This is a genomic window from Gilliamella sp. B3892, assembly GCF_026536305.1.
GTDB lineage: Bacteria > Pseudomonadota > Gammaproteobacteria > Enterobacterales > Orbaceae > Gilliamella.
On the sequence record NZ_JAFNOK010000001.1, the window covers coordinates 259,071 to 278,088 of the forward strand.

A 19,018-nucleotide genomic window follows, 5' to 3' on the forward strand; every position below is an offset into this window, starting at 1 on the left:
AACTCCTGCATGTTCAAGCTATTTTACATTGAGTTAAGATAACTTATAAACTCAATTCAAACCTAACCGATTAAGGTTAAATTTCCGATTAATCCTGCCTTATTTTGACACTAATTCCATTGAAGATTTTACAATTTTAGCAAAAGTATCAATCAATAAACGAGGAATGGCACCCACTCCCCGTGACTTAGCATCATCACAAACCGCTATGGCTAAATCGGGTTTTGAACGTCGATGAATTGCTTTTTGAATGATTTTTGGTACTGACATATCAATATGTTGCACAGTATTGTAAGCAGCGAGTTTATAAACATGACTAAAGCCATGTTTAAATAGAAAATTCTCAATATCCCGCGCCGGTAAGACTGTTAGGTAATCACTCGGATCTTTATCAGGCGGTGCCAGTGATTTAACAATATCGGCATACTTTTTACCCGCCATATCGCCGTCGGTGATGACATACCAATGGATGCCCATTTTATTGGCATATTTAATCAGCGGTTTTAAGCCACACTGAGCAAACTCAATAAATTGTACCCCTTCAGAGCTTAAGTGATAGCCACTTTGCTCGGCTAATTCTCGCAACAACCAAACTTCGGTTTCACCTTCAACTAATAACCAACTACGGGCAAATATAGCACTGGCTCGACGATAAAAAATATGGAACATAATTCGTCGGCTATCATCAACACTCAATGATTTAGGTGGAATATATTTTGTCACGATTTGATCGGGCATACGAATCAATCGATAAATATTTTCTAGTGGGAATAATGCGACTAAATCACTTGAATTAGAGGTAATAATCTTTTGCGTCGGTAAGTTTTTAAGTAAACGAAACCCGACTGCTAAAATAATAGGATGAAGTTGGCTTTCCGGCTCTTCCAGTATCAAAATCGGCACGGCACTTTGTGACAAAGGATTATTGCCTTTGGCATCAATAATCGAGCCAAATATGCCTAATAACGCACTGCGCAAATAGCTGTTATCAAGATCATCTAAAATATTGTTGATCCGCTCAAGCGAGTTCCAGTCCTCAATACGTGGACTGGCTTGTTTATTGGCTTGTTTGTAATGATAACGATGCTGATAATCGGCAAAATAGTACTCTAATAACGCCCGAGCAGCATTAAGCCCACGACTTAATTCATCTTGACTCAATTGCGCACTATGGGTTTTTAACTGATTGGACAGTTGCTCGATATAGTATTGTGACAAAGGTTGATTGTTGATCGGTAAATTATCCGTATTTATCGAGTTTTTCAGCGCCATGACCGGATTAAGGCTAATTAAAATCGCAATTAATGGTTGCGATTGTTCTGTTGATAATGCCTTGCCGTGTGGGTCGATTAATCGATGCTGAGTGAAAATACCATTATCTTGTTTGTCAGCGCTAATTTGGTAACAAAGGCGGTATAAATGATCCGATTCGTTTGGCGAAGCCATTGGGCGTAAGCGGGCATACACTTCACTGTCGAGCTCAGTTGAATATGATTCGCAATAAGTGACGACAATACTGATCTTATCGCCATAGTTTTCATCTCTATCATGATAAAAATCGCTATCGACAAATTGATAAAATTTGTTATCGAGTGATAACAACTTTAAAGCGCTAATTAAGCTCGATCTTCCCCAACGGTTTTCACCAATAAGCACACTTGATTCCGGATTAAATGTTAAAGATAACTGACTAATCCCTCTAAATCCGGTAATCTCAATTTGTTCAATAAACATAGGATTTCCTTATTATTAAAGCTGATATTTTTCAGTTCGTTTTGCAATCCGCGCTGATTTTTTTTCCGCGGTTGTTAACAGTTTATGTTCATCATGCAAAATCGTTTTTAATGGTTTATTGAAATAAGTTTTTAAAAATAGCCAAATATCACGTTTAGTTAACCCGATTTTGGTCGATGAAAAATACAGCCCAATCAAATCTTTATCACGCCAACGGGTTGGCACTTGTTTTCGGGTTTGCGCCCGATGCAGATCAATGACGGATAATTTAATTTGCTGATGATGTTCAAATAACGGTAAATCCAATAAAAAATGGCATAAATAACAATCACGGTGATTGACCCCAGCGGCATGCATTTTGGCGGTCATTTTTGCCAGATAGATGATTAAAGAACGTTTTAGATGATAGCTAGGTGGCGTGGTTAACCAAGAGCGAGTAAAATCCTCTAAACTCACTGTCGGGTTAAGATCTTTGGTAATAATAAACGAGTGCCGTGTTAGTGGGTTTAACCCCTTACGACCAAAAGCACGCCCGTCCATGGTATTTACTCCCGCTTGCGCTAAACGGTGAATGGCTGTCCATTCTTGTTTGGCGTCTAACACCGGTAATCTCAAGGACAATAAATTTTTGACGATCTCTTTTACCGTTATGCCACGGTGAATTTTAATAAAGTAAGATTCATCATCAAGTTTAAAATTTAACGTTTTACGCTGTTTAACCGCCCGATAAACTTCACCGGAAATCTGCTCAACTTCGCTAAACGGATCTTTGCCTTTCCATAAATTCTCAAAAGGCGATTTGAGTATAATTTCATTCATAATGATGACAACCTAATATAATATCGGCAGCACGCTCATCAAGGTGATATAAATCGGCGTTTTGCCCATATTCAATCGCATTATGATGCCATGCAGCTCGCTGTGCTTGATTAGTGATAGCATTTTCCAGTGTGCTATTTAATTCTGATTGATCAAAAGGCTCACTAAGTACCACACCTGCATTTGCATCTGTAATATGATAAGCATAACCGGCTATCCCGGTTACAATCACCGGCACACCAGCAGCTAGAGCCTCGATTAAAACCATACCAGCGGCTTCTTGTCGAGCTGGGTGCAGTAGTAGATCTGCGCTAAAGAGAAAATCGGGGATATCATCCCGCCCTGAGAAAAAACGGACTTGATTAAAAATACCCAACTGTTTCGCCATTTTTTGGTAATTATCGGGTTTATCTTGCCCGACAACCAAATAGCACACCTGTTTTTTTAACGCTTCGGGCAAAGCGGCAATCGCAATTAATGTGCGATCAACGCCTTTTCGTTTAAAGTCAGAACCAATTTGTACAATCACAAAAGCATCTTGAGCAATGTGATTGGCTTGCCTAAATTGCTGGCGTTTAATGGGTGAATCAATATGATATTGCCGATCTTTTGCAATACCGGGTGGCAGTAAAACAAATCTTGATGCTTGAGTATGGTAATATTTTTCAAAATCGGTAATTTGTTGCTTTGTTAGCACCATAATTTTGGTGTCATGCTGCGGATTAAATACCGCATCTTCAAATGCCAAATAGTGTTTACAGCGTTTAGACAATCTATAAAAAAAGCCTTTGTGGGAGACTTTCTCGGCAAAACACGTATCGCCGGCAAAATAGACATCTAACCCCGGCATTTTATTAAAGCCAACGACACAATCAACCGAATGTGTCTGTAGATGATCTTTGACCCAATGGTAATAAGCTAGATTACGGCTATGATTTGATAGCCCCTTTTTCGGGACTAAAATAATGTCAAACTCAGTCGGTTTATCGCCTTGCCACTGCATAACATAAACACGAACTTTATGCCCTTTAGCGTGACAAGCTCGGGCAATTTGCAAGAAATCACGTTGCAAACCGCCGTAAGGAAAATATTTATAGATACAAAAAGCTAGTTGCATGCACATTGCCTCAAGTGTGAAAGGAGTATTATATACTTGTTGCTGCGCAAGGTACAAAAAATAGATTTGATCTTTTATTGGAAGTTGTAGGTTTTTGGTTTGTAGGTTTCGGACACTGTTAATTGGTTGATATTTTCATTTTGGTGTCTGCATCTGAATTAGGGAGATTTGGATATTTTAAAAATATCTTAAATTTTTGTTTTTATACTGAAACATGGGGATTTTCTGAAACTTTTTGACAAGGGTTTGTGTTTTTTGCTTAAACACCTGTATTTTCTGAAAGTTCTTGACAAGGTTTTTACTTTCTTTGTAAATTGCGGGTTTTTAATCCGCAGGTTTCGGACGCTGTTAATTGGTCGATATTTTCTTTTCGGTGTTAGCGTCCGAATTAGGGGGATTTTGTGCGTAATCCCCCTAATAACCCCCTCGCAGCACCACCCAAAGCGGTCTTCGACTGCCCTCCGCCTTCGTTCGGTCTTGACGCACCGGCGCTGATTTGTTCCGGACAAAGCAGCGCCTCGCCAAACATCCCTGTTTGGCGTGCTGACCTCTCTCAGTTGTCGGCGCTTTGTGAAGGTGCGGGTTGGCGCACTTGTTTGTTTTTGAGAAAGTTAATGGTAAGTCGTTTAGAAATAGTCGTGGAGTTTAAAATACAAACTTTTTAAACCCTTTTTTTAGCTAAAAATAAAAACATTAAAAATCAATATATTGCGGGAGCGTTAGAAAAAAGGGTTTTTAAACCTAAAATTGCTCTTTGTGTTTTTATAAACGATGTTTATAGTATGTGAGATTCTACTTTAAAGCTGCATAAGCTGTTTAGAAAGGCTTTTATATCGCCGTCATTGACATCAGTTTCTTTAAAGCTGCATAAGCTGTTTAGAAAACCAACGACAATCAATCCTCCAACGACGAAACCTTTAAAGCTGCATAAGCCGTTTAAAAATCAGAACCCTTACCAAAAGCTTTATCTAGCATATTTACGGCTACATAAGTGGTTTAGGATATTTTTGAAATATCTAAAACTATTGTTTTTATACTAAAACATGGGTGTTTTCTGAAACTTTTTGACAATAGTTTGTGTTTTTTGCTTAAACACCTATATTTTCTGAAAGTTTTTGACAAGGTTTTTACTTTCTTTGCAAGTTGCGGGTTTTTAATCCGCAGGTTTCGGACGCTGTTAATTAGTCGATATTTTCAATACGGTGTTAGCGTCCGAATTAGGGGGATTTGGTGCGAAATCCCCCTAATAACCCCCTCGCAGCACCACCCAAAGCGGTCTTCGACTGCCCTCCGCCTTCGTTCGGTCTTGACGCACCGGCGCTGATTTGTTCCGGACAAAGCAGCGCCTCGCCAAACATCCCTGTTTGGCGTGCTAACCTCACTCAGTTGTCGGCGCTTTGTGAAGGTGCGGGTTGGTGCATTTGTTTGTTTTTGGGAAAGGTAATAGTAAGTCGTTTAAAAATAGTAGTGGAGTTCAAAATACAAATTTTATAAACCCTTTTTTTTAGCTAAAAATAAAAACATTAAAAATCAATATATTGCGGGAGCGTTAGAAAAAAGGGTTTTTAAACCTAAAATTGCCCTTTGTGTTTTTCTAAACGATGTTTATAGTATGTAAGATTCTACTTCACGGCTGCATAAGCCGTTTAGAAACCGCGCTCAGTTGCTGCCAACGGCAACCGCAACTTCACGGCTGCATAAGCCGTTTAGAAATTGCCCCATGATGAAATTGTTAACTTTATCGACTTCACGGCTGCATAAGCCGTTTAGAAATGGGCGTATTTCAATTGTCGGAGCAATGTTCACTTCACGGCTGCATAAGCCGTTTAGAAATTTGCTTCTAACGTAATGCAAACATCTTTAAGCTTCACGGCTGCATAAGCCGTTTAGAAATGCTCAGCAGCAACTTCGCTATCGAGCAAATCCTTCACGGCTGCATAAGCCGTTTAGAAAATTCCACAGTGCTTGAAAATGCATCACTGATGCTTCACGGCTGCATAAGCCGTTTTAGAAATGCCCACACCTTCTCTCACGCTGGAGCAACTCCCTTACAACTGCATAAGGGGTTTAGGATCTTTTTGAAATATCTAAAACTTTTGTTTTTATACTGAAACGTAGGTGTTTTCTGAAAGTTCTTGACAAGGTTTTATACTTTAATTGAAAGTTGCGGGTTTTTAGTTCGTAGGTTTCGGACGCTGGTAATTGGTTGATATTTTCATTACGATGTCAGCGTCCGAATAGGGGGATTTTATGCGAAATCCCCCTAATAACCCCCTTGCAGCACCACCCAAAGCGGTCTTCGACTGCCCTCCGCCTTCGTTCGGTTTTAACGCACCGGCGCTGATTTGTTCCGGACAAAGCAGCGCCTCGCCAAACATCCCTGTTTGGCGTGCTAACCTCGCTCAGTTGTCGGCGCTTTGTGAAGGCGCAATCTGGTGCACTTGTTTGTTTTTGAGAAAGTTAATGGTAAGTCGTTTAGAAATAGCAATGGAGTTTAAAATACAAACTTTTTAACCCTTTTTTTAAGCTAAAAATAAAACCATTAAAAATCAATATATTGCAAAAGCGTTAAAAAAAAGGGTTTTTAAACCTAAAATTGCCCTTTGTGTTTTTATAAACGATGTTTATAGTATGTAAGATTCTACTTCACGGCTGCATAAGCCGTTTAGAAAAACAGCTTCGACCGTTTGCTCGCCATTTTCGGCTTCACGGCTGCATAAGCCGTTTAGAAAACTGTCTGCAAACGGGTATTTGGCTAATTCATCTTCACGGCTGCATAAGCCGTTTAGAAAAACCGTTACCCAGCATTTTATAACGCTGGTTACTTCACGGCTGCATAAGCCGTTTAGAAAACAAATTGAACAAAGTTCGAGTTTGTGCCGATCTTCACGGCTGCATAAGCCGTTTAGAAATTGTGTTTGTTGTGGTAAACAAGCAGATGATCCTTCACGGCTGCATAAGCCGTTTAGAAATGCACAGCCTGCAGTTACGCCTGAACCGCCGACTTCACGGCTGCATAAGCCGTTTAGAAATAGCTTAACCATATTTATATTAACAATCCGATCTTCACGGCTGCATAAGCCGTTTAGAAAAAATGATTATTACATGCTGAACTGTGGCTCGTCTTCATGGCTGCATAAGCCGTTTAGAAATCAGAATCCTTACCAAAAGCTTTATCTAGCATATTTACGGCTACATAAGGGGTTAGGATATTTTTAAAATATCCAAAACTTTTGTTTTTATACTAAAACGTAGGTGTTTTCTGAAAGTTTTTGGCAAAACTTTATTTTTTGCTTAAACATCTATATTTTCTGAAACTTCTTGACAAGGTTTTATACCTTAATTGAAAGTTGTAGGTTTTTAGCCCGCAGATTTCGAGCGCTGTGGGTTTGGTGGTTTTTTTATTACGATGTCAGAGTCCGAGTTAGGTGTATATTGAGCGAAATCTTCCTATACTCCCCCCACGCAGTACCTTACAAAGCGTTTTACTACAAACTTAATTCATCGCTGAGATTATCATTACGGATATAATTCAACTATTCAATATGTTTATAAGCTGACATAAACATCTATTTTATATTATATTATCGAGCTTAGTGTTTATTAATGGATAAGTGAAGATTAGTATGAATAAGGAAATTTTTTTTAATAACAAATATGTTATTTTATTTCTCTTTCTGATTGTGTGTTTTACATGGGGAACAACATGGATTGGGATAAAAATTGCTGTTGAAACGGTTAATCCACTTTTAGCTGCTGGTTTGCGTTTTGTTATTGCATTTCCTTTTTTAGTATTAATTACAATTGTTGCTAAATCACCAATATTGTTTCCTCGAAAATCATTCCATTTTTTTCTACTTTTAACGTTATTTTATTTTACCATTCCTTATTATTTGATTAGTTTTGGTGAACAATATGTATCGTCAGGTTTAACGTCATTGTTATTTAGCACAATGCCGATTTTTTCAATTATTTTCGCTAAGATAATCTTAAAAGATAAAATATATATAAATCAGGTTATAGGTATTATAGTGGGATTTTTATGTTTGATGTACATTTTAATCTCTGAAGGTTTTATTCTTTCCTATAGCGATTTTTGGGGCGTAATATCAATACTTTTAGCGGCATTGATGCATGGTTTTTTATATGTTTACTCCAAAAAAGCTGGCGAAGGTATAAATGTCTTTACCTTCAACACACTGCCAATAGGCGTTGCGGGTATCGCACTTTGTTTGTTGAGTTTTTCTTTTGAAGAGAATAATTTTCAAACTATCTCGTTAAATAGCTGGTTAGCATTAATTTATCTCGGTATTTTTGCCTCAGTATTTGGCTTTATTGCTTATTTCTTTTTATTAAAACGAATGAGTCCGGTAGTATTGTCATTTATTTTCATTATTTTCCCAGTTGTCGCTATTTTTATTTCATCGATTTATGAGCATAAAATCATTTCAACTAATTTCATTATTTGTACAATCATTATGTTGTGTGGTTTTGCTATAACAAAATTACCTGTCAATGTTTTTAAAAAGTGGGTAAAGAGCGATAAAAATAGAGATAATCAATAAATCGTTACTTTAACAAAAGGTAAGTTGTAACTGATTTTTTGATTTAGCAAATCGATTGACTTTGCATTGTTTTATCAATTATCAACGTCAATGCTTATACACTACAAAATGGTGGTATCTTGATTGTTAATTATCTACATTATTTTAAATGATGATAGCGAGTTGTTAATAAATGATTGATAGCTAAGTTTAGCTATTTCAATACGTTATTATAATTGGAAGTGATAAGTATCATTGATTGCACTACCTTGCGCACCAAATTGTCTTAAATTGTGATCGACCGCATTCATTGATTGCCAATGGTTTTCGCACCAATCAGGGGCAAGTAGGGTGGGTTTGCGGGCATTGGCGGAGATGCGGTGGTATAAAATATTGGCGGGTGTTTGTCTGATTATATCGCCAGCGATATCGACATACTGCTCTAAAGAAAGTATATCAAGTCGGCCTGCACGCCATGCCTTCGCCATGATGCTGCCTTCTACGATATGTAACGGGTGCAGTTTTAAACCATCTACTCCGCTGTTTAATACGCTATCAAGCGTAATTAAATTATCCTGTTTGGTTTCTTTAGGCAGGCCTAGAATTAAGTGAGTACAAACTTTTATGCCTAGCCTACGCGCTTTTTGCACAGTTTGATGATAGGCAGCAAACGTATGTCCACGATTAATATCGTGTAACGTTTTATCGTGAGCGGTTTGTAAGCCAAGCTCAAGCCAAACTTCGAAGCCTTTGGCATGATAACTGGCAAGTAAATCCAGCGCTTCATCCGGCACACAATCAGGGCGAGTACCCACACAAAGCCCGACAATATCGGCGCTATTGAGCGCTTCTTCATACATATTTTTAAGTATTTCAACCTCGGCATAAGTGCTGGTATAGGCTTGAAAATAAGCAAGATAGCGTTTGGATTTTTTCATCTGGTTGGCTTGTTGGGCAAGTTGCTGTGTAATGGTTTTGACTTGAATGGACTCATCAATAATCGATGCGACATTACAAAAGGTGCAACCACCTACACCGATAGTGCCGTCCCGATTAGGACAGCTAAAACCGCCATGTAAGGTGAGTTTATAGATTTTTTCGCCATAACGGCGTTGCAGGTCAGCACCAAACGTATTGACCACTAAATGAAGTTGCATAATCAGCCAAAAATAAAATTTTGCCTATTTTACGAAGCGAATGAGTTAAATTCAACCGATGATAAATTTTTATATACAATTGACGTAACTTTAGTCGGCTTTTCTTTAAGATGTTTTGAAACGAACACTGTGGTGTAACATATTATGCCGTAATAAGTTTTATTGATGATTTTTAGAATCGCAATATTTTCAAAGCTTAATACTGAGAAAATTATACGAGTAATCTAATCTTTTTATTTTTCTGTAGCTAGAAAATAAGATGTTTCAGTTTCTACCTTACTATCATCTTTCCAATCTTCGATATCTCTTTCATATTGTATTAATTCGACCTGATCACCTTTTTTATAATTTTGTAATTGAAAGGCTTTTTCTAATCTTACTTCTAACTCGTAAGGTTTATCATTGGGTAAAAAACAACCATGATCTGCGCGCCCCCTCTTTTCCGATTTGGTAATTAACACCTTGATATCAAATACACTTATTTCATGTTCCTGTTCGCCTTTGCCAATAGAAAAAATACCGTGTTGTGGATCTTCTAATAATGTCCCGGTTAGCAAACAGAGATTTTGGAAAGAGGCAGTAGCTATCTGACTGAATAAAATACAAATAATAAAACTTATTATGCGGCAAATCGTTTTCATAGCGTTAATAGACTCGGTAAGACAAATTTTCAATATTATTCAATAAATTTAATTAAAAAAAAAGCGTTTTTTTGTCTAGTCCTGATACTTTTACAAGTTGTTTGATTTTTTATTAACTGGCTAAAAAACAATAATTGCGATCTTATGCTTTACTATAAATATTTTTTATAATTCAAAAAAAGGATTGAAATCGTTGGCTGATTAAGTAAGGATATTCGTTATGCTGTTTTCCATACTTGAAAACAATAATTAAGTCAAAAAGTCAATGTAATCCAAAAACAAGGAGTCAATATGTTTAGTAAAGAAATGACTATTGCCGATTATGATAAGGAATTATGGGACGCCATTAAGGGTGAAGAGCAACGTCAAGAAGATCATCTCGAATTAATTGCCTCCGAAAACTATACCAGTCCAAGAGTGATGCAGGCACAGGGTACTCAATTAACTAACAAATATGCTGAAGGCTATCCAGGTAAGCGCTATTACGGTGGTTGTGAATATGTTGATATTGTTGAGCAACTTGCTATTGAACGAGCCAAAGCGCTATTTGGCGCCGATTATGCGAATGTGCAACCCCATTCCGGATCGCAGGCTAATTTTGCTGTCTATAGTGCATTATTAAACATTGGTGATACCGTACTTGGAATGAATTTATCCGAAGGCGGGCATTTGACTCATGGTGCTCCGGTTAGTTTTTCCGGCAAGTTTTATAATATTGTCGCTTATGGCGTGGATGACACAGGACATATTGATTATGACCAATTAGCGAAAATTGCGGCTGAGTCAAAACCCAAAATGATTATTGGTGGATTTTCGGCTTATTCGGGCATCGTCGATTGGAAACGAATGCGTGAAATTGCCGATAGTGTCGGCGCCTATTTTTTTGTTGATATGGCGCATGTTGCCGGTTTAGTGGCTGCGGGCGTTTATCCTAACCCTGTTCCACATGCACATGTGGTAACAACCACAACGCATAAAACGCTTGGTGGTCCACGAGGTGGTCTGATTTTGGCGAAAGGTGGCAGTGATGAGCTTTATAAGAAATTAAATTCAGCGGTCTTCCCGGGCGCTCAAGGTGGGCCGTTAATGCATGTGATTGCAGCCAAAGCGGTCGCATTAAAAGAAGCAATGGAGCCGGCTTATCAAGCTTATCAACAGCAAGTGGTTAAAAATGCTCAAGCCATGGTTGATGTGATTTTAAAACGTGGTTATAAAGTGGTTTCCGGCGAGACACATAATCATCTATTTTTAATTGATTTAGTGGATAAAAAAATTACCGGTAAAGAGGCCGACGCCGCTTTAGGCAGTGCCAATATTACGGTTAATAAAAATAGTGTGCCTAAAGATCCACAAAGCCCGTTCGTCACATCCGGCGTGCGTATCGGTACACCGGCTATCACTCGCCGAGGATTTAAAGAAGAGCAGGCACGTGAAGTGGCTAATTGGATTTGTGATGTATTAGATAACATTGATGATGAACAAGCGATTCAATCAGTTAAACAAAAGGTGTTAGCGATTTGTCATCGTTTTCCGGTTTATCAACATTGATGTTAATCACTTTCGCCGGCAAGGTCGGCGAAAGTGAGGTATAAGCCATTATCGATATTGATTATTTTCTTCCTGCTGGCCATTTTGGGTTGATTGTGCTTGTGGCTGTTCAAAGTAGCGCTGAAAATCACCTTGATACCATAACCAACCGGCAGTAATGCCAATCCCAAATACGATTGCACATAAAAGTATCATCATCGATTTTTTATTCTGGCTTTTTAACGGATCACGTAAATTCCGTTTAGCATTTTTCGGTAGCTCAGCTTTACTGGTCAGTAGTTTACCGAGTAAGAAGTTGATTTTAACTTGTCCGTTAATCGCCCAGCCCGAAGCTTCAAGCAGTGGACCAAGTGTTCTTCGTCTTAATTTCAACCATGCCAAAATAACCGAAGGCCCCGAAATAATCAGAAATAACCCGATAAAGACCAGTGGGAATTGCCACCATGACAAGGAAAATATCGCTTGAAACAGTGTTGCTAAGGCGGTACCAATTGCCCCAATGGCTAAGCCGATAGCCGCAAAAATACCCACGCTTTTACCAATATCAAATTTATTTTCAGGCGATTGTAGAACCTGTGCACTGGATTTTTCGATATCCGCATCTTTACTGGTTGCCCATTTATTAATTTGTTCGGTAATTAAACGACCAATACGCTGATAAGGTGCCCAAATAGCTTGTTGAATACTAATAGGTTTAGTGATCATCTTCACAACATTGGCATCCCAGTCATTGCCGTTATTATCGATAAATACGCCATTACGTCCTTCAATTAATAAATCGCCTTGACCGGCAGTCATCGCAGCTGCAATGAGCTGTTTTTGATCGTGTCGGGTACATTCACAATAGAGTAAGCAAAGTTCTGAATAATTTGCCATATTGGAATGTTTAGCAATATTATCAACTGCTACGCAAAGCGTTGCACAGCGTCCGTCGATATAAAGTTTTCCTAGTTGGAAAGCCGCTCTTTTTTCTAACGAAAAGAAATCAGCAAAAGAGGCAAAGTTAACCAGCAAGCGATAAAGGTGTTTGTGAAAAAGCACTAACTTTTCTAAAACAAGCACATCGGATGCTGAAATAGGGGTTTTATTATCTTGTTCAACCATTTGCTCAAAAGCAGTTAATAAATCGCTTGATGCCAAAGAGTTAATTAACTGATTTGGGATATCTTCTAAACTTGAAGTTGGTTTGGTTGTAACATCCGCTTGCGCCATTTCCGGTTTAGCGGTAATTAAGCTGGTGTAAGCTTCAAGGCTGTTTTGAATATTTAACCACTCTTGTTGGGTAAGCTGATCGGGATTTGCTAACTCAGATGCAACAAGCGTTTTAAATCGGCTAATTTTTGCTTTCCAAAGTGGATTAAGCCCGTTCACTAAATCGAGGGCGCTGACGGTATCAATCTTCGATAAAGGTAACTCAGCAAGGGCTTCATCAGATAATAAGCCGTTTTCGGTTGGGACAATATATTTTTCATCCACGTTTAAAGCGCCTTGTGCTTGTGGTGCGTATTGTGCCAACGCTACACGAAGAAAATAGTCATCGATTTTTGGTTTTAAGGTTTGGACTAATTTCCAAATTTCAGCTTGATTTTCCCCAAATGGCGTTTGCGTGTGACTAATATCGGTTTGCCACTTTTGCCATGTTTTTAAATTTTCAACAAACGTTTTAGCGATGTCCAAATCAATGCCGTCTTGCCCGCTCATATCTTTTTTGGCACCGGTGGTGTTTATCGCTGTTTGGATAAACGTTTGCATCTCTGATGACAACTCGGCAGAAGGGGGGAAAATTAAATCACCATTATACAGTTTACCAGCATTGATCTTGATCGATTGTTGCACATCTTCTTGCGTTAAATAGTCAGATTGGCTTTTGCCTAAACTGGCTAAAATACTGTGTGCGGTAACCGATAGCTTTTTACCTTGTTCACTCGATGTATCGATTTGCGATATCGGTAAGGTTTGCGATGATGCTAAAATACTTTTAAATGAGACGATGCGTTGTTGTGTCCAACTTATCGCATCTAATATATCGGGAATTCGGATCCGACCGTCCTTATCACTATCCAATAGTGCCAACGTTCTTTCATCAAAATCCAGTCCGGTTGTTGGGCAACTTAATGCTACCCATAATTTGGGATCTAAATTAGGTAAATTGATAATATCGTCGGCATTTTTAAATACAACTTGATCTAATCCGCCGACACGTTGAAATGTCCACATATGACTCATAATAACCTCCATACCCAAATATTATTAATATTTTCAAAGATTAATCAATATAGCTGTATATGTTTTTTATTAAAAAGAAGAGAAAATGGATTCTCACTTCTGTGAGGACTTAAAGTGTATCTTTGATAATTGATCTTAGTTGCTTACGACAACTTTGTGATAGAATAACGCCTTATGATTGAATATCCAAATAAAAACCACAAATATGTCATTAATTAATCTTACTAACGCTTATCTATCATTTAGTGATGCCCCACTGCTTGACCATATCGATATGTCGATTGAAGCTAATGAGCGAGTCTGTCTTGTTGGGCGTAATGGTGCCGGTAAATCGACCTTATTGAAAGTATTAAATAAAGAAGTGCCTTTAGACGAAGGGCAAATTATTTATGAAAATAATGTTGTCGTTTCTCGCCTGCAACAAGATCCACCTCGAGATATTAAAGGCACTGTGTTTGATTTTGTTGCAGAAGGTTTACAACAGCAAGCTCAGTTATTAAAAGATTATTATGAGCTATCACATCAAGTTGAGCGTGATCCGAGTGAGAGTAACTTAGCCAAATTGGCTAAAATGCAAGAACAGCTTGATCAGCAAAATGGTTGGCAACTCGATAATCGAGTGCGAAATGTCATTTCATCCCTTTCTTTAAACGGCGATGATTTATTATCATCGCTGTCAGGCGGCTGGTTACGTAAAGCGGCTTTAGCGAAAGCTCTCGTTTGCCAACCTACAGTGCTATTACTTGATGAACCGACCAACCATTTGGATATCCAGACGATTAAATGGTTAGAAGAGTTTTTAAAAAGCTTTAACGGCAGTATTGTATTTATTTCGCATGACCGTTCGTTCATTCGTCAAATGGCGACACGGATTATCGATCTCGATCGAGGCAAAGTCGCTTCGTGGGGTGGTGATTATGATAGTTATTTGCTTGGTAAAGAAGAAGCATTACGGGTCGAAGAGCTACAAAACGCTGAATTTGATAAAAAATTAGCACAAGAAGAAGTTTGGATCCGTCAAGGCATTAAAGCCCGCCGAACACGAAATGAAGGGCGAGTTCGAGCGCTAAAAGCGATGAGGCAAGAGTATTCACAGCGTCGTCAAGTCATGGGAAGCGCTAAAATGCAAATTGAAGAGGCGCTACGTTCAGGAAAAATTGTCTTTGAACTCGATAATGTGACATATCAAATTGAAGATAAATTACTGGTTAATCAATTTTCCGTGCAAGTGTTACGTGGCGATAAAATCGCTTTAATTGGGCCGAACGGAATTGGTAAAACCACGTTATTAAAATTGATGCTAGGCAATTTAACGCCAACTTCGGGCACCGTTCACTGTGGTACCAAATTGGAAGTCGCCTATTTTGATCAGTACCGTTTAGAGCTCGATCCGGAAAAAACAGTCATGGATAATTTGGCGGAAGGTAAGCAAGAAGTCATGGTCAATGGCAGGTCTCGGCATGTACTGGGTTATTTGCAAGACTTTCTATTTCCGCCTAAACGGGCAAGAACGCCGGTAAGAGCGCTCTCCGGTGGTGAACGAAATCGTCTTTTATTAGCTAAACTATTTTTAAAGCCAAGTAATTTATTAGTGCTCGATGAGCCAACCAATGATCTTGATATTGAAACGCTAGAACTGTTAGAAGAGCTGGTTAATGATTATCAAGGTACGGTATTGCTGGTTAGTCACGATCGGCAATTTGTCGATAACGTCGTTACCCAATGTTGGTTTTTTGAAGATAACGGCAAAATTGGTATTTATGCTGGCGGTTATAGCGATGCTTTGCAACAACAGCAACAGGCAAAACCGGTTAATGCTCCAGCACCAACACCAGCAAATAATAGTGATGCTGCTAAAAAAGTGGCATCCAACGGCGGGGCATCGGCCAGCGAATCGGTTGCGAAAAAGAAAGTGAAGCTTAGTTATAATGAGCAACGAGAGCTGGCGCAATTACCGGAAAAGATCGAAGCGCTTGAAACGGCGATTGATCAGTTGCAAACGCAAATTGGCCAAAGTGACTTTTTTAATCAACCGCACGAAGTAACCGGACCCATTTTACAAGCGTTAACTGACAAGGAAGCCGAATTAGAAGCGGTATTCGAACGTTGGGAACAACTTGAATCGTTAAGCAAATAAGCGCTTGCTAAGCAGCGCTTATAATGGCTTTATCCAGGATTTTCTGGTCAAAACGAAAAACAGCAGTAGGGCGATGACAACAAAGATTGCGCCAATAAAGCCAATATAGTGAGTTGATAATACCACTAAAACTTGACTACCCACAAAGGCGCCGCCTCCTATTCCAATATTATAGATTCCTGAATAGACCGATGTGGCAATATCTGCCGCATCCGGCGCAACATCAATCACTTTGCTTTGCATCACCATACCAATAATCGTGATTGCCAGTCCCCACACCATGCCTTGAATAATTGCGGTATAAAAGCTTAGCGCACAAACATAAAGCGATAATAAGCACAGCATTAAAAGTATCATTGGGATGACTAAAATGGCAGTCGGGTGTTTTTCAGCATATTTGGCAAAGATAACACTACCAATCATGCCCGAAAAGCCGACAGCCAGTAATAAGATAACCACCATATGTTGGCTAAAACCGCCCACTTTAAGCATAAAAGGGGTGATATAGGTGTAGGCGGTGAAATGACCCGTGATAATAATCGCCGTTAACAGATAGATATTAATTAAAACCGGGCGCTTTAACACCTTTGGAATATCTTTAAGGGAAATTGTGTTCATGCTTGGCACGCTCGGTAGTAAATAGAGCAGTAAAACCATAATACAAAACGCCAGTACCGCAATACATAAAAAGGTGATTCGCCAGCCAACTAATTGTCCTATCATGGTGCCAATTGGAATGCCTAATACTGTCGCCATTGACGTGCCGACAACAATAAAGCCCATGGCTTTCGCTCGTTTACCGTTGGGGGCTAATCGTACCGCTAATGGCGTGGTAATGGCCCAAAACACGGCGTGAGCACAAGCAATACCAATGCGGGCGGTCATCAAACTGTAAAAATCCCACGCAAAGCCAGCTAAAATATGGCTGGAAATAAATAGACAGAACAGAAAAATCAGTAATTTTCGCCGTTCCATTTTCGATGTTAAAACCGTTAATGGAAGTGACAATAACGAAACCGCCCAGGCGTAGATAGTTAATAGCAATCCGGTGTGTGCCACATCCATTGAAAAGCTCTCGGCAATATTGGGAAGTAATCCAACTGGCACAAATTCGGTCGTATTAAAAATAAATCCGGCAAAAGCCAGACAAAGAATCGATGACCAGATCCGGGAACGTTTATTGGCAGTATTCATGATTTATATTAAGTGGGGATAAATGATTGAATAATTATAACTGAATATTTCGGGTTGTTAAATGGTTTGCAACTATAAGCGAGAGTTAAAATGCCAACTTAAACCGTAAAGTCGGCATTGATTTGACTGATTTATTTTAAGGTGTTTATCACCGCTAACACTTTATCATAATCAGGCTCTTCGGATGTCTCTTTAACGTATTGGACATAAACAATGTTATCATTTTTATCCACCACAAAAACGGCGCGCGTAAGTAAGCGCAACTGTTCTATCACCACCCCATATTTTAAACCGAAATCGAGGTCTTTATGGTCTGACGTTACTTTAACCGCATCAATACCTTCTGCTGCACAGTAGCGATTAAGCGCAAAAGGCAGATCGACACTGACTGAAAATATCACCACATCTTTTAATTTCGCCGCTTGGGTATTAAATCGATGAACTTGGGCACTACAGACCGAGGTATCGATTGAGGGAACGGAATTAATTATTCTCACTTTACCTTTAAAATCGGATAATTTAACCGGCTTCATGGCTGAATCTTGAACAGTAAAATCTGGCGCCTTATCACCCACTTTAATATGCGTGCCCAATAGTGTAACCGGTACGCCTCGCATGGTGACTTGGTTGGTAATTTTTTGCATATGACCCTCCCAAATATCGCTAGCAATAGTTAAGGTAAAATAAATCTTGTGCTACGGTTAATAGGTTTTTTTACTATAGACTGAGTTTTATTATACCGCAATGCACAATGGACCGTGATGTCAATGATTTTACCGATTAATCAAATTGTGAATATTTTCTGTGATAAGCTATATTTATAAACCTTATTTTTAAATCTTATTGTAAATCTTTATTCTTTAATTTTAATGTGACGCTAGTCACAGCTAAATCAATATATTGTTTGTTTATTGCGCTATATCCTTTATGATTATCATTGTATTATTGCAGCAAAAATGAAAAATTGATCTAGATAAACCTATAATAACACCACGATTCCTTAGAAAATTTTTCACGCTATCGGTTTTAGTACCGTAAACCCAATAAGCGCTCACTCATTTACTTTTCTTAAGGAGGTTATTATGCCTATACATTTTGTTAAGCGTATTATTATTTGTAGTCTATTTTGTGCTCAAGCTTATGCCAGTGATGTGCTAGATGTGACAACAGATCCGACAAGTTTTTACCTTAAAGAGAGCGAAGCGCCGAATAGTTTACAACTATTACCGGCACCGCCCGACTTTACCAGCGTCGATTTTTTGCGAGACAAAGCAATGTATGATTGGGGTAAATCGATGCGTTCAACCGAACGGGGACATCAAGCTTATTTGGATGCTGATTCAAGTAAGGATAATGTCACTAAGCAATTTTCACCGTCGTTTGGTCATGATATTTCAGCAACCAGCACACCAGAAATTTATAAACTTATCACAACCATGAAAGAAGATGCCGGCGATCTGGCAACCCGTTCAGCTAAAAAATACTATAATCGAGTTAGACCATTTTCTTTTTTCAATGAATCAACTTGCCGACCAGAAGATGAAAAAGAGTTATCCACCAATGGTTCTTATCCTTCCGGTCACACCACAATCGGCTTTGCGATCGCACTGGTTTTGGCAGAAATCAACCCCGAACGACAAAATGAGATCTTAAAACGAGGTTATGATATTGGCGAAAGTCGGGTAATTTGTGGTTATCATTGGCAAAGTGATGTTGATGCAGCAAAAGTCATGGCTGCTGCGGTGGTTGCCAAATTACACACTAATGCTCAATTTACGGCGCAATTAGCCAAAGCTAAAGTTGAATTTAGTCAGTTAAAATAGCTTGTTATTGCCGATAAAAATGTAATTTGTATTGCTGTTATTAGCGTAAATGCGTGAATTATTATTTAACCATATTGG

General features: G+C 38.8%; 15 protein-coding genes and 2 CRISPR repeat arrays. Of the genes, 4 read left to right on the forward strand and 11 right to left on the reverse strand.

Annotated features, from left to right (window positions below):
- Nucleotides 1-99: 99 nt before the first annotated feature.
- The 6 genes from J3U74_RS01130 to J3U74_RS01155 form a co-directional block, all read right to left on the reverse strand.
- A complete protein-coding gene (locus J3U74_RS01130) occupies nucleotides 100-1,734 on the reverse strand; it encodes a DUF2813 domain-containing protein (RefSeq protein WP_267329973.1) in 1,635 nt (544 codons plus the stop codon).
- Between the two features lie 15 nt (nucleotides 1,735-1,749).
- Nucleotides 1,750-2,553 carry a lipopolysaccharide core heptose(I) kinase RfaP gene (rfaP, locus tag J3U74_RS01135; RefSeq protein WP_267329974.1) on the reverse strand — a complete coding sequence of 268 codons (804 nt, stop codon included), beginning with the start codon at nucleotides 2,551-2,553 and terminating at the stop codon, nucleotides 1,750-1,752.
- Nucleotides 2,546-3,670, reverse strand: coding sequence for a glycosyltransferase family 4 protein (locus J3U74_RS01140; protein WP_267329975.1), 1,125 nt, complete (start codon nucleotides 3,668-3,670; stop codon nucleotides 2,546-2,548). Before J3U74_RS01140 ends, rfaP begins: the two co-directional genes overlap by 8 nt.
- 388 nt (nucleotides 3,671-4,058) lie before the next feature.
- On the reverse strand, nucleotides 4,059-4,199 hold the full coding sequence (locus J3U74_RS01145) for a hypothetical protein (protein WP_267346887.1): 141 nt from the start codon (nucleotides 4,197-4,199) through the stop codon (nucleotides 4,059-4,061).
- 688 nt (nucleotides 4,200-4,887) lie between these two features.
- Complete coding sequence (locus J3U74_RS01150) at nucleotides 4,888-5,028, reverse strand: hypothetical protein (protein WP_267395931.1); 141 nt, start codon at nucleotides 5,026-5,028, stop codon at nucleotides 4,888-4,890.
- Between the two features lie 267 nt (nucleotides 5,029-5,295).
- Nucleotides 5,296-5,684: a CRISPR direct-repeat array (repeat unit 28 nt; unit sequence CTTCACGGCTGCATAAGCCGTTTAGAAA).
- A 160-nt stretch (nucleotides 5,685-5,844) separates the two neighbouring features.
- Complete coding sequence (locus J3U74_RS01155; protein WP_267395932.1) at nucleotides 5,845-6,048, reverse strand: hypothetical protein; 204 nt, start codon at nucleotides 6,046-6,048, stop codon at nucleotides 5,845-5,847.
- A 266-nt stretch (nucleotides 6,049-6,314) separates the two neighbouring features.
- Nucleotides 6,315-6,822: a CRISPR direct-repeat array (repeat unit 28 nt; unit sequence CTTCACGGCTGCATAAGCCGTTTAGAAA).
- A 474-nt stretch (nucleotides 6,823-7,296) separates the two neighbouring features.
- On the opposite strand from J3U74_RS01155, the gene J3U74_RS01160 reads away from it, so the two are divergent.
- Nucleotides 7,297-8,235 (forward strand): DMT family transporter, encoded by a 939-nt coding sequence (locus J3U74_RS01160; protein WP_267329595.1) that lies wholly within the window; start codon nucleotides 7,297-7,299, stop codon nucleotides 8,233-8,235.
- A 209-nt stretch (nucleotides 8,236-8,444) separates the two neighbouring features.
- On the opposite strand, the gene J3U74_RS01165 is transcribed toward J3U74_RS01160, so the two are convergent.
- Entirely contained in the window at nucleotides 8,445-9,371 is a 927-nt protein-coding gene (locus tag J3U74_RS01165) for a TIGR01212 family radical SAM protein (RefSeq protein ID WP_220217945.1), read from the reverse strand.
- A 233-nt stretch (nucleotides 9,372-9,604) separates the two neighbouring features.
- Nucleotides 9,605-10,012 carry a hypothetical protein gene (locus tag J3U74_RS01170; protein WP_267329594.1) on the reverse strand — a complete coding sequence of 136 codons (408 nt, stop codon included), beginning with the start codon at nucleotides 10,010-10,012 and terminating at the stop codon, nucleotides 9,605-9,607.
- A 291-nt stretch (nucleotides 10,013-10,303) separates the two neighbouring features.
- Between J3U74_RS01170 and glyA the strand changes: the two genes are divergently transcribed.
- A complete protein-coding gene (gene glyA / locus J3U74_RS01175) occupies nucleotides 10,304-11,560 on the forward strand; it encodes a serine hydroxymethyltransferase (protein WP_267329593.1) in 1,257 nt (418 codons plus the stop codon).
- Nucleotides 11,561-11,608: 48 nt separating this feature from the next.
- Here glyA and J3U74_RS01180 read toward each other — a convergent pair whose 3' ends face one another.
- Nucleotides 11,609-13,786 carry a phage holin family protein gene (locus J3U74_RS01180; protein ID WP_267329592.1) on the reverse strand — a complete coding sequence of 726 codons (2,178 nt, stop codon included), beginning with the start codon at nucleotides 13,784-13,786 and terminating at the stop codon, nucleotides 11,609-11,611.
- Between the two features lie 205 nt (nucleotides 13,787-13,991).
- Between J3U74_RS01180 and J3U74_RS01185 the strand changes: the two genes are divergently transcribed.
- Entirely contained in the window at nucleotides 13,992-15,923 is a 1,932-nt protein-coding gene (locus tag J3U74_RS01185) for an ABC transporter ATP-binding protein (RefSeq protein ID WP_267329591.1), read from the forward strand.
- A gap of 18 nt (nucleotides 15,924-15,941) precedes the next feature.
- On the opposite strand, the gene J3U74_RS01190 is transcribed toward J3U74_RS01185, so the two are convergent.
- A complete protein-coding gene (locus J3U74_RS01190; protein WP_220217940.1) occupies nucleotides 15,942-17,117 on the reverse strand; it encodes a sugar transporter in 1,176 nt (391 codons plus the stop codon).
- A gap of 131 nt (nucleotides 17,118-17,248) precedes the next feature.
- Nucleotides 17,249-17,761: a thiol peroxidase gene (gene tpx / locus J3U74_RS01195; protein WP_267329590.1), complete on the reverse strand. Its 513-nt coding sequence runs from the start codon at nucleotides 17,759-17,761 to the stop codon at nucleotides 17,249-17,251.
- Nucleotides 17,762-18,199: 438 nt separating this feature from the next.
- Here tpx and J3U74_RS01200 point away from each other — a divergent pair, with 438 nt between their 5' ends.
- A complete protein-coding gene (locus tag J3U74_RS01200; RefSeq protein ID WP_267329589.1) occupies nucleotides 18,200-18,940 on the forward strand; it encodes an acid phosphatase in 741 nt (246 codons plus the stop codon).
- The last annotated feature ends 78 nt before the right edge of the window (nucleotides 18,941-19,018 follow it).

Coding starts and splice junctions, on each gene's coding strand:
- J3U74_RS01190 (WP_220217940.1), bottom strand. CDS start 17,117: ATGAATACTGCCAATAAACGTTCCCGGATCTGGTCATCGATTCTTTGT.
- J3U74_RS01165 (WP_220217945.1), bottom strand. CDS start 9,371: ATGCAACTTCATTTAGTGGTCAATACGTTTGGTGCTGACCTGCAACGC.
- J3U74_RS01155 (WP_267395932.1), bottom strand. CDS start 6,048: ATGTTTGGCGAGGCGCTGCTTTGTCCGGAACAAATCAGCGCCGGTGCG.
- J3U74_RS01185 (WP_267329591.1), top strand. CDS start 13,992: ATGTCATTAATTAATCTTACTAACGCTTATCTATCATTTAGTGATGCC.
- J3U74_RS01160 (WP_267329595.1), top strand. CDS start 7,297: ATGAATAAGGAAATTTTTTTTAATAACAAATATGTTATTTTATTTCTC.
- J3U74_RS01150 (WP_267395931.1), bottom strand. CDS start 5,028: ATGTTTGGCGAGGCGCTGCTTTGTCCGGAACAAATCAGCGCCGGTGCG.
- tpx (WP_267329590.1), bottom strand. CDS start 17,761: ATGCAAAAAATTACCAACCAAGTCACCATGCGAGGCGTACCGGTTACA.
- J3U74_RS01130 (WP_267329973.1), bottom strand. CDS start 1,734: ATGTTTATTGAACAAATTGAGATTACCGGATTTAGAGGGATTAGTCAG.
- J3U74_RS01140 (WP_267329975.1), bottom strand. CDS start 3,670: ATGCAACTAGCTTTTTGTATCTATAAATATTTTCCTTACGGCGGTTTG.
- rfaP (WP_267329974.1), bottom strand. CDS start 2,553: ATGAATGAAATTATACTCAAATCGCCTTTTGAGAATTTATGGAAAGGC.
- J3U74_RS01180 (WP_267329592.1), bottom strand. CDS start 13,786: ATGAGTCATATGTGGACATTTCAACGTGTCGGCGGATTAGATCAAGTT.
- J3U74_RS01200 (WP_267329589.1), top strand. CDS start 18,200: ATGCCTATACATTTTGTTAAGCGTATTATTATTTGTAGTCTATTTTGT.
- glyA (WP_267329593.1), top strand. CDS start 10,304: ATGTTTAGTAAAGAAATGACTATTGCCGATTATGATAAGGAATTATGG.
- J3U74_RS01145 (WP_267346887.1), bottom strand. CDS start 4,199: ATGTTTGGCGAGGCGCTGCTTTGTCCGGAACAAATCAGCGCCGGTGCG.
- J3U74_RS01170 (WP_267329594.1), bottom strand. CDS start 10,012: ATGAAAACGATTTGCCGCATAATAAGTTTTATTATTTGTATTTTATTC.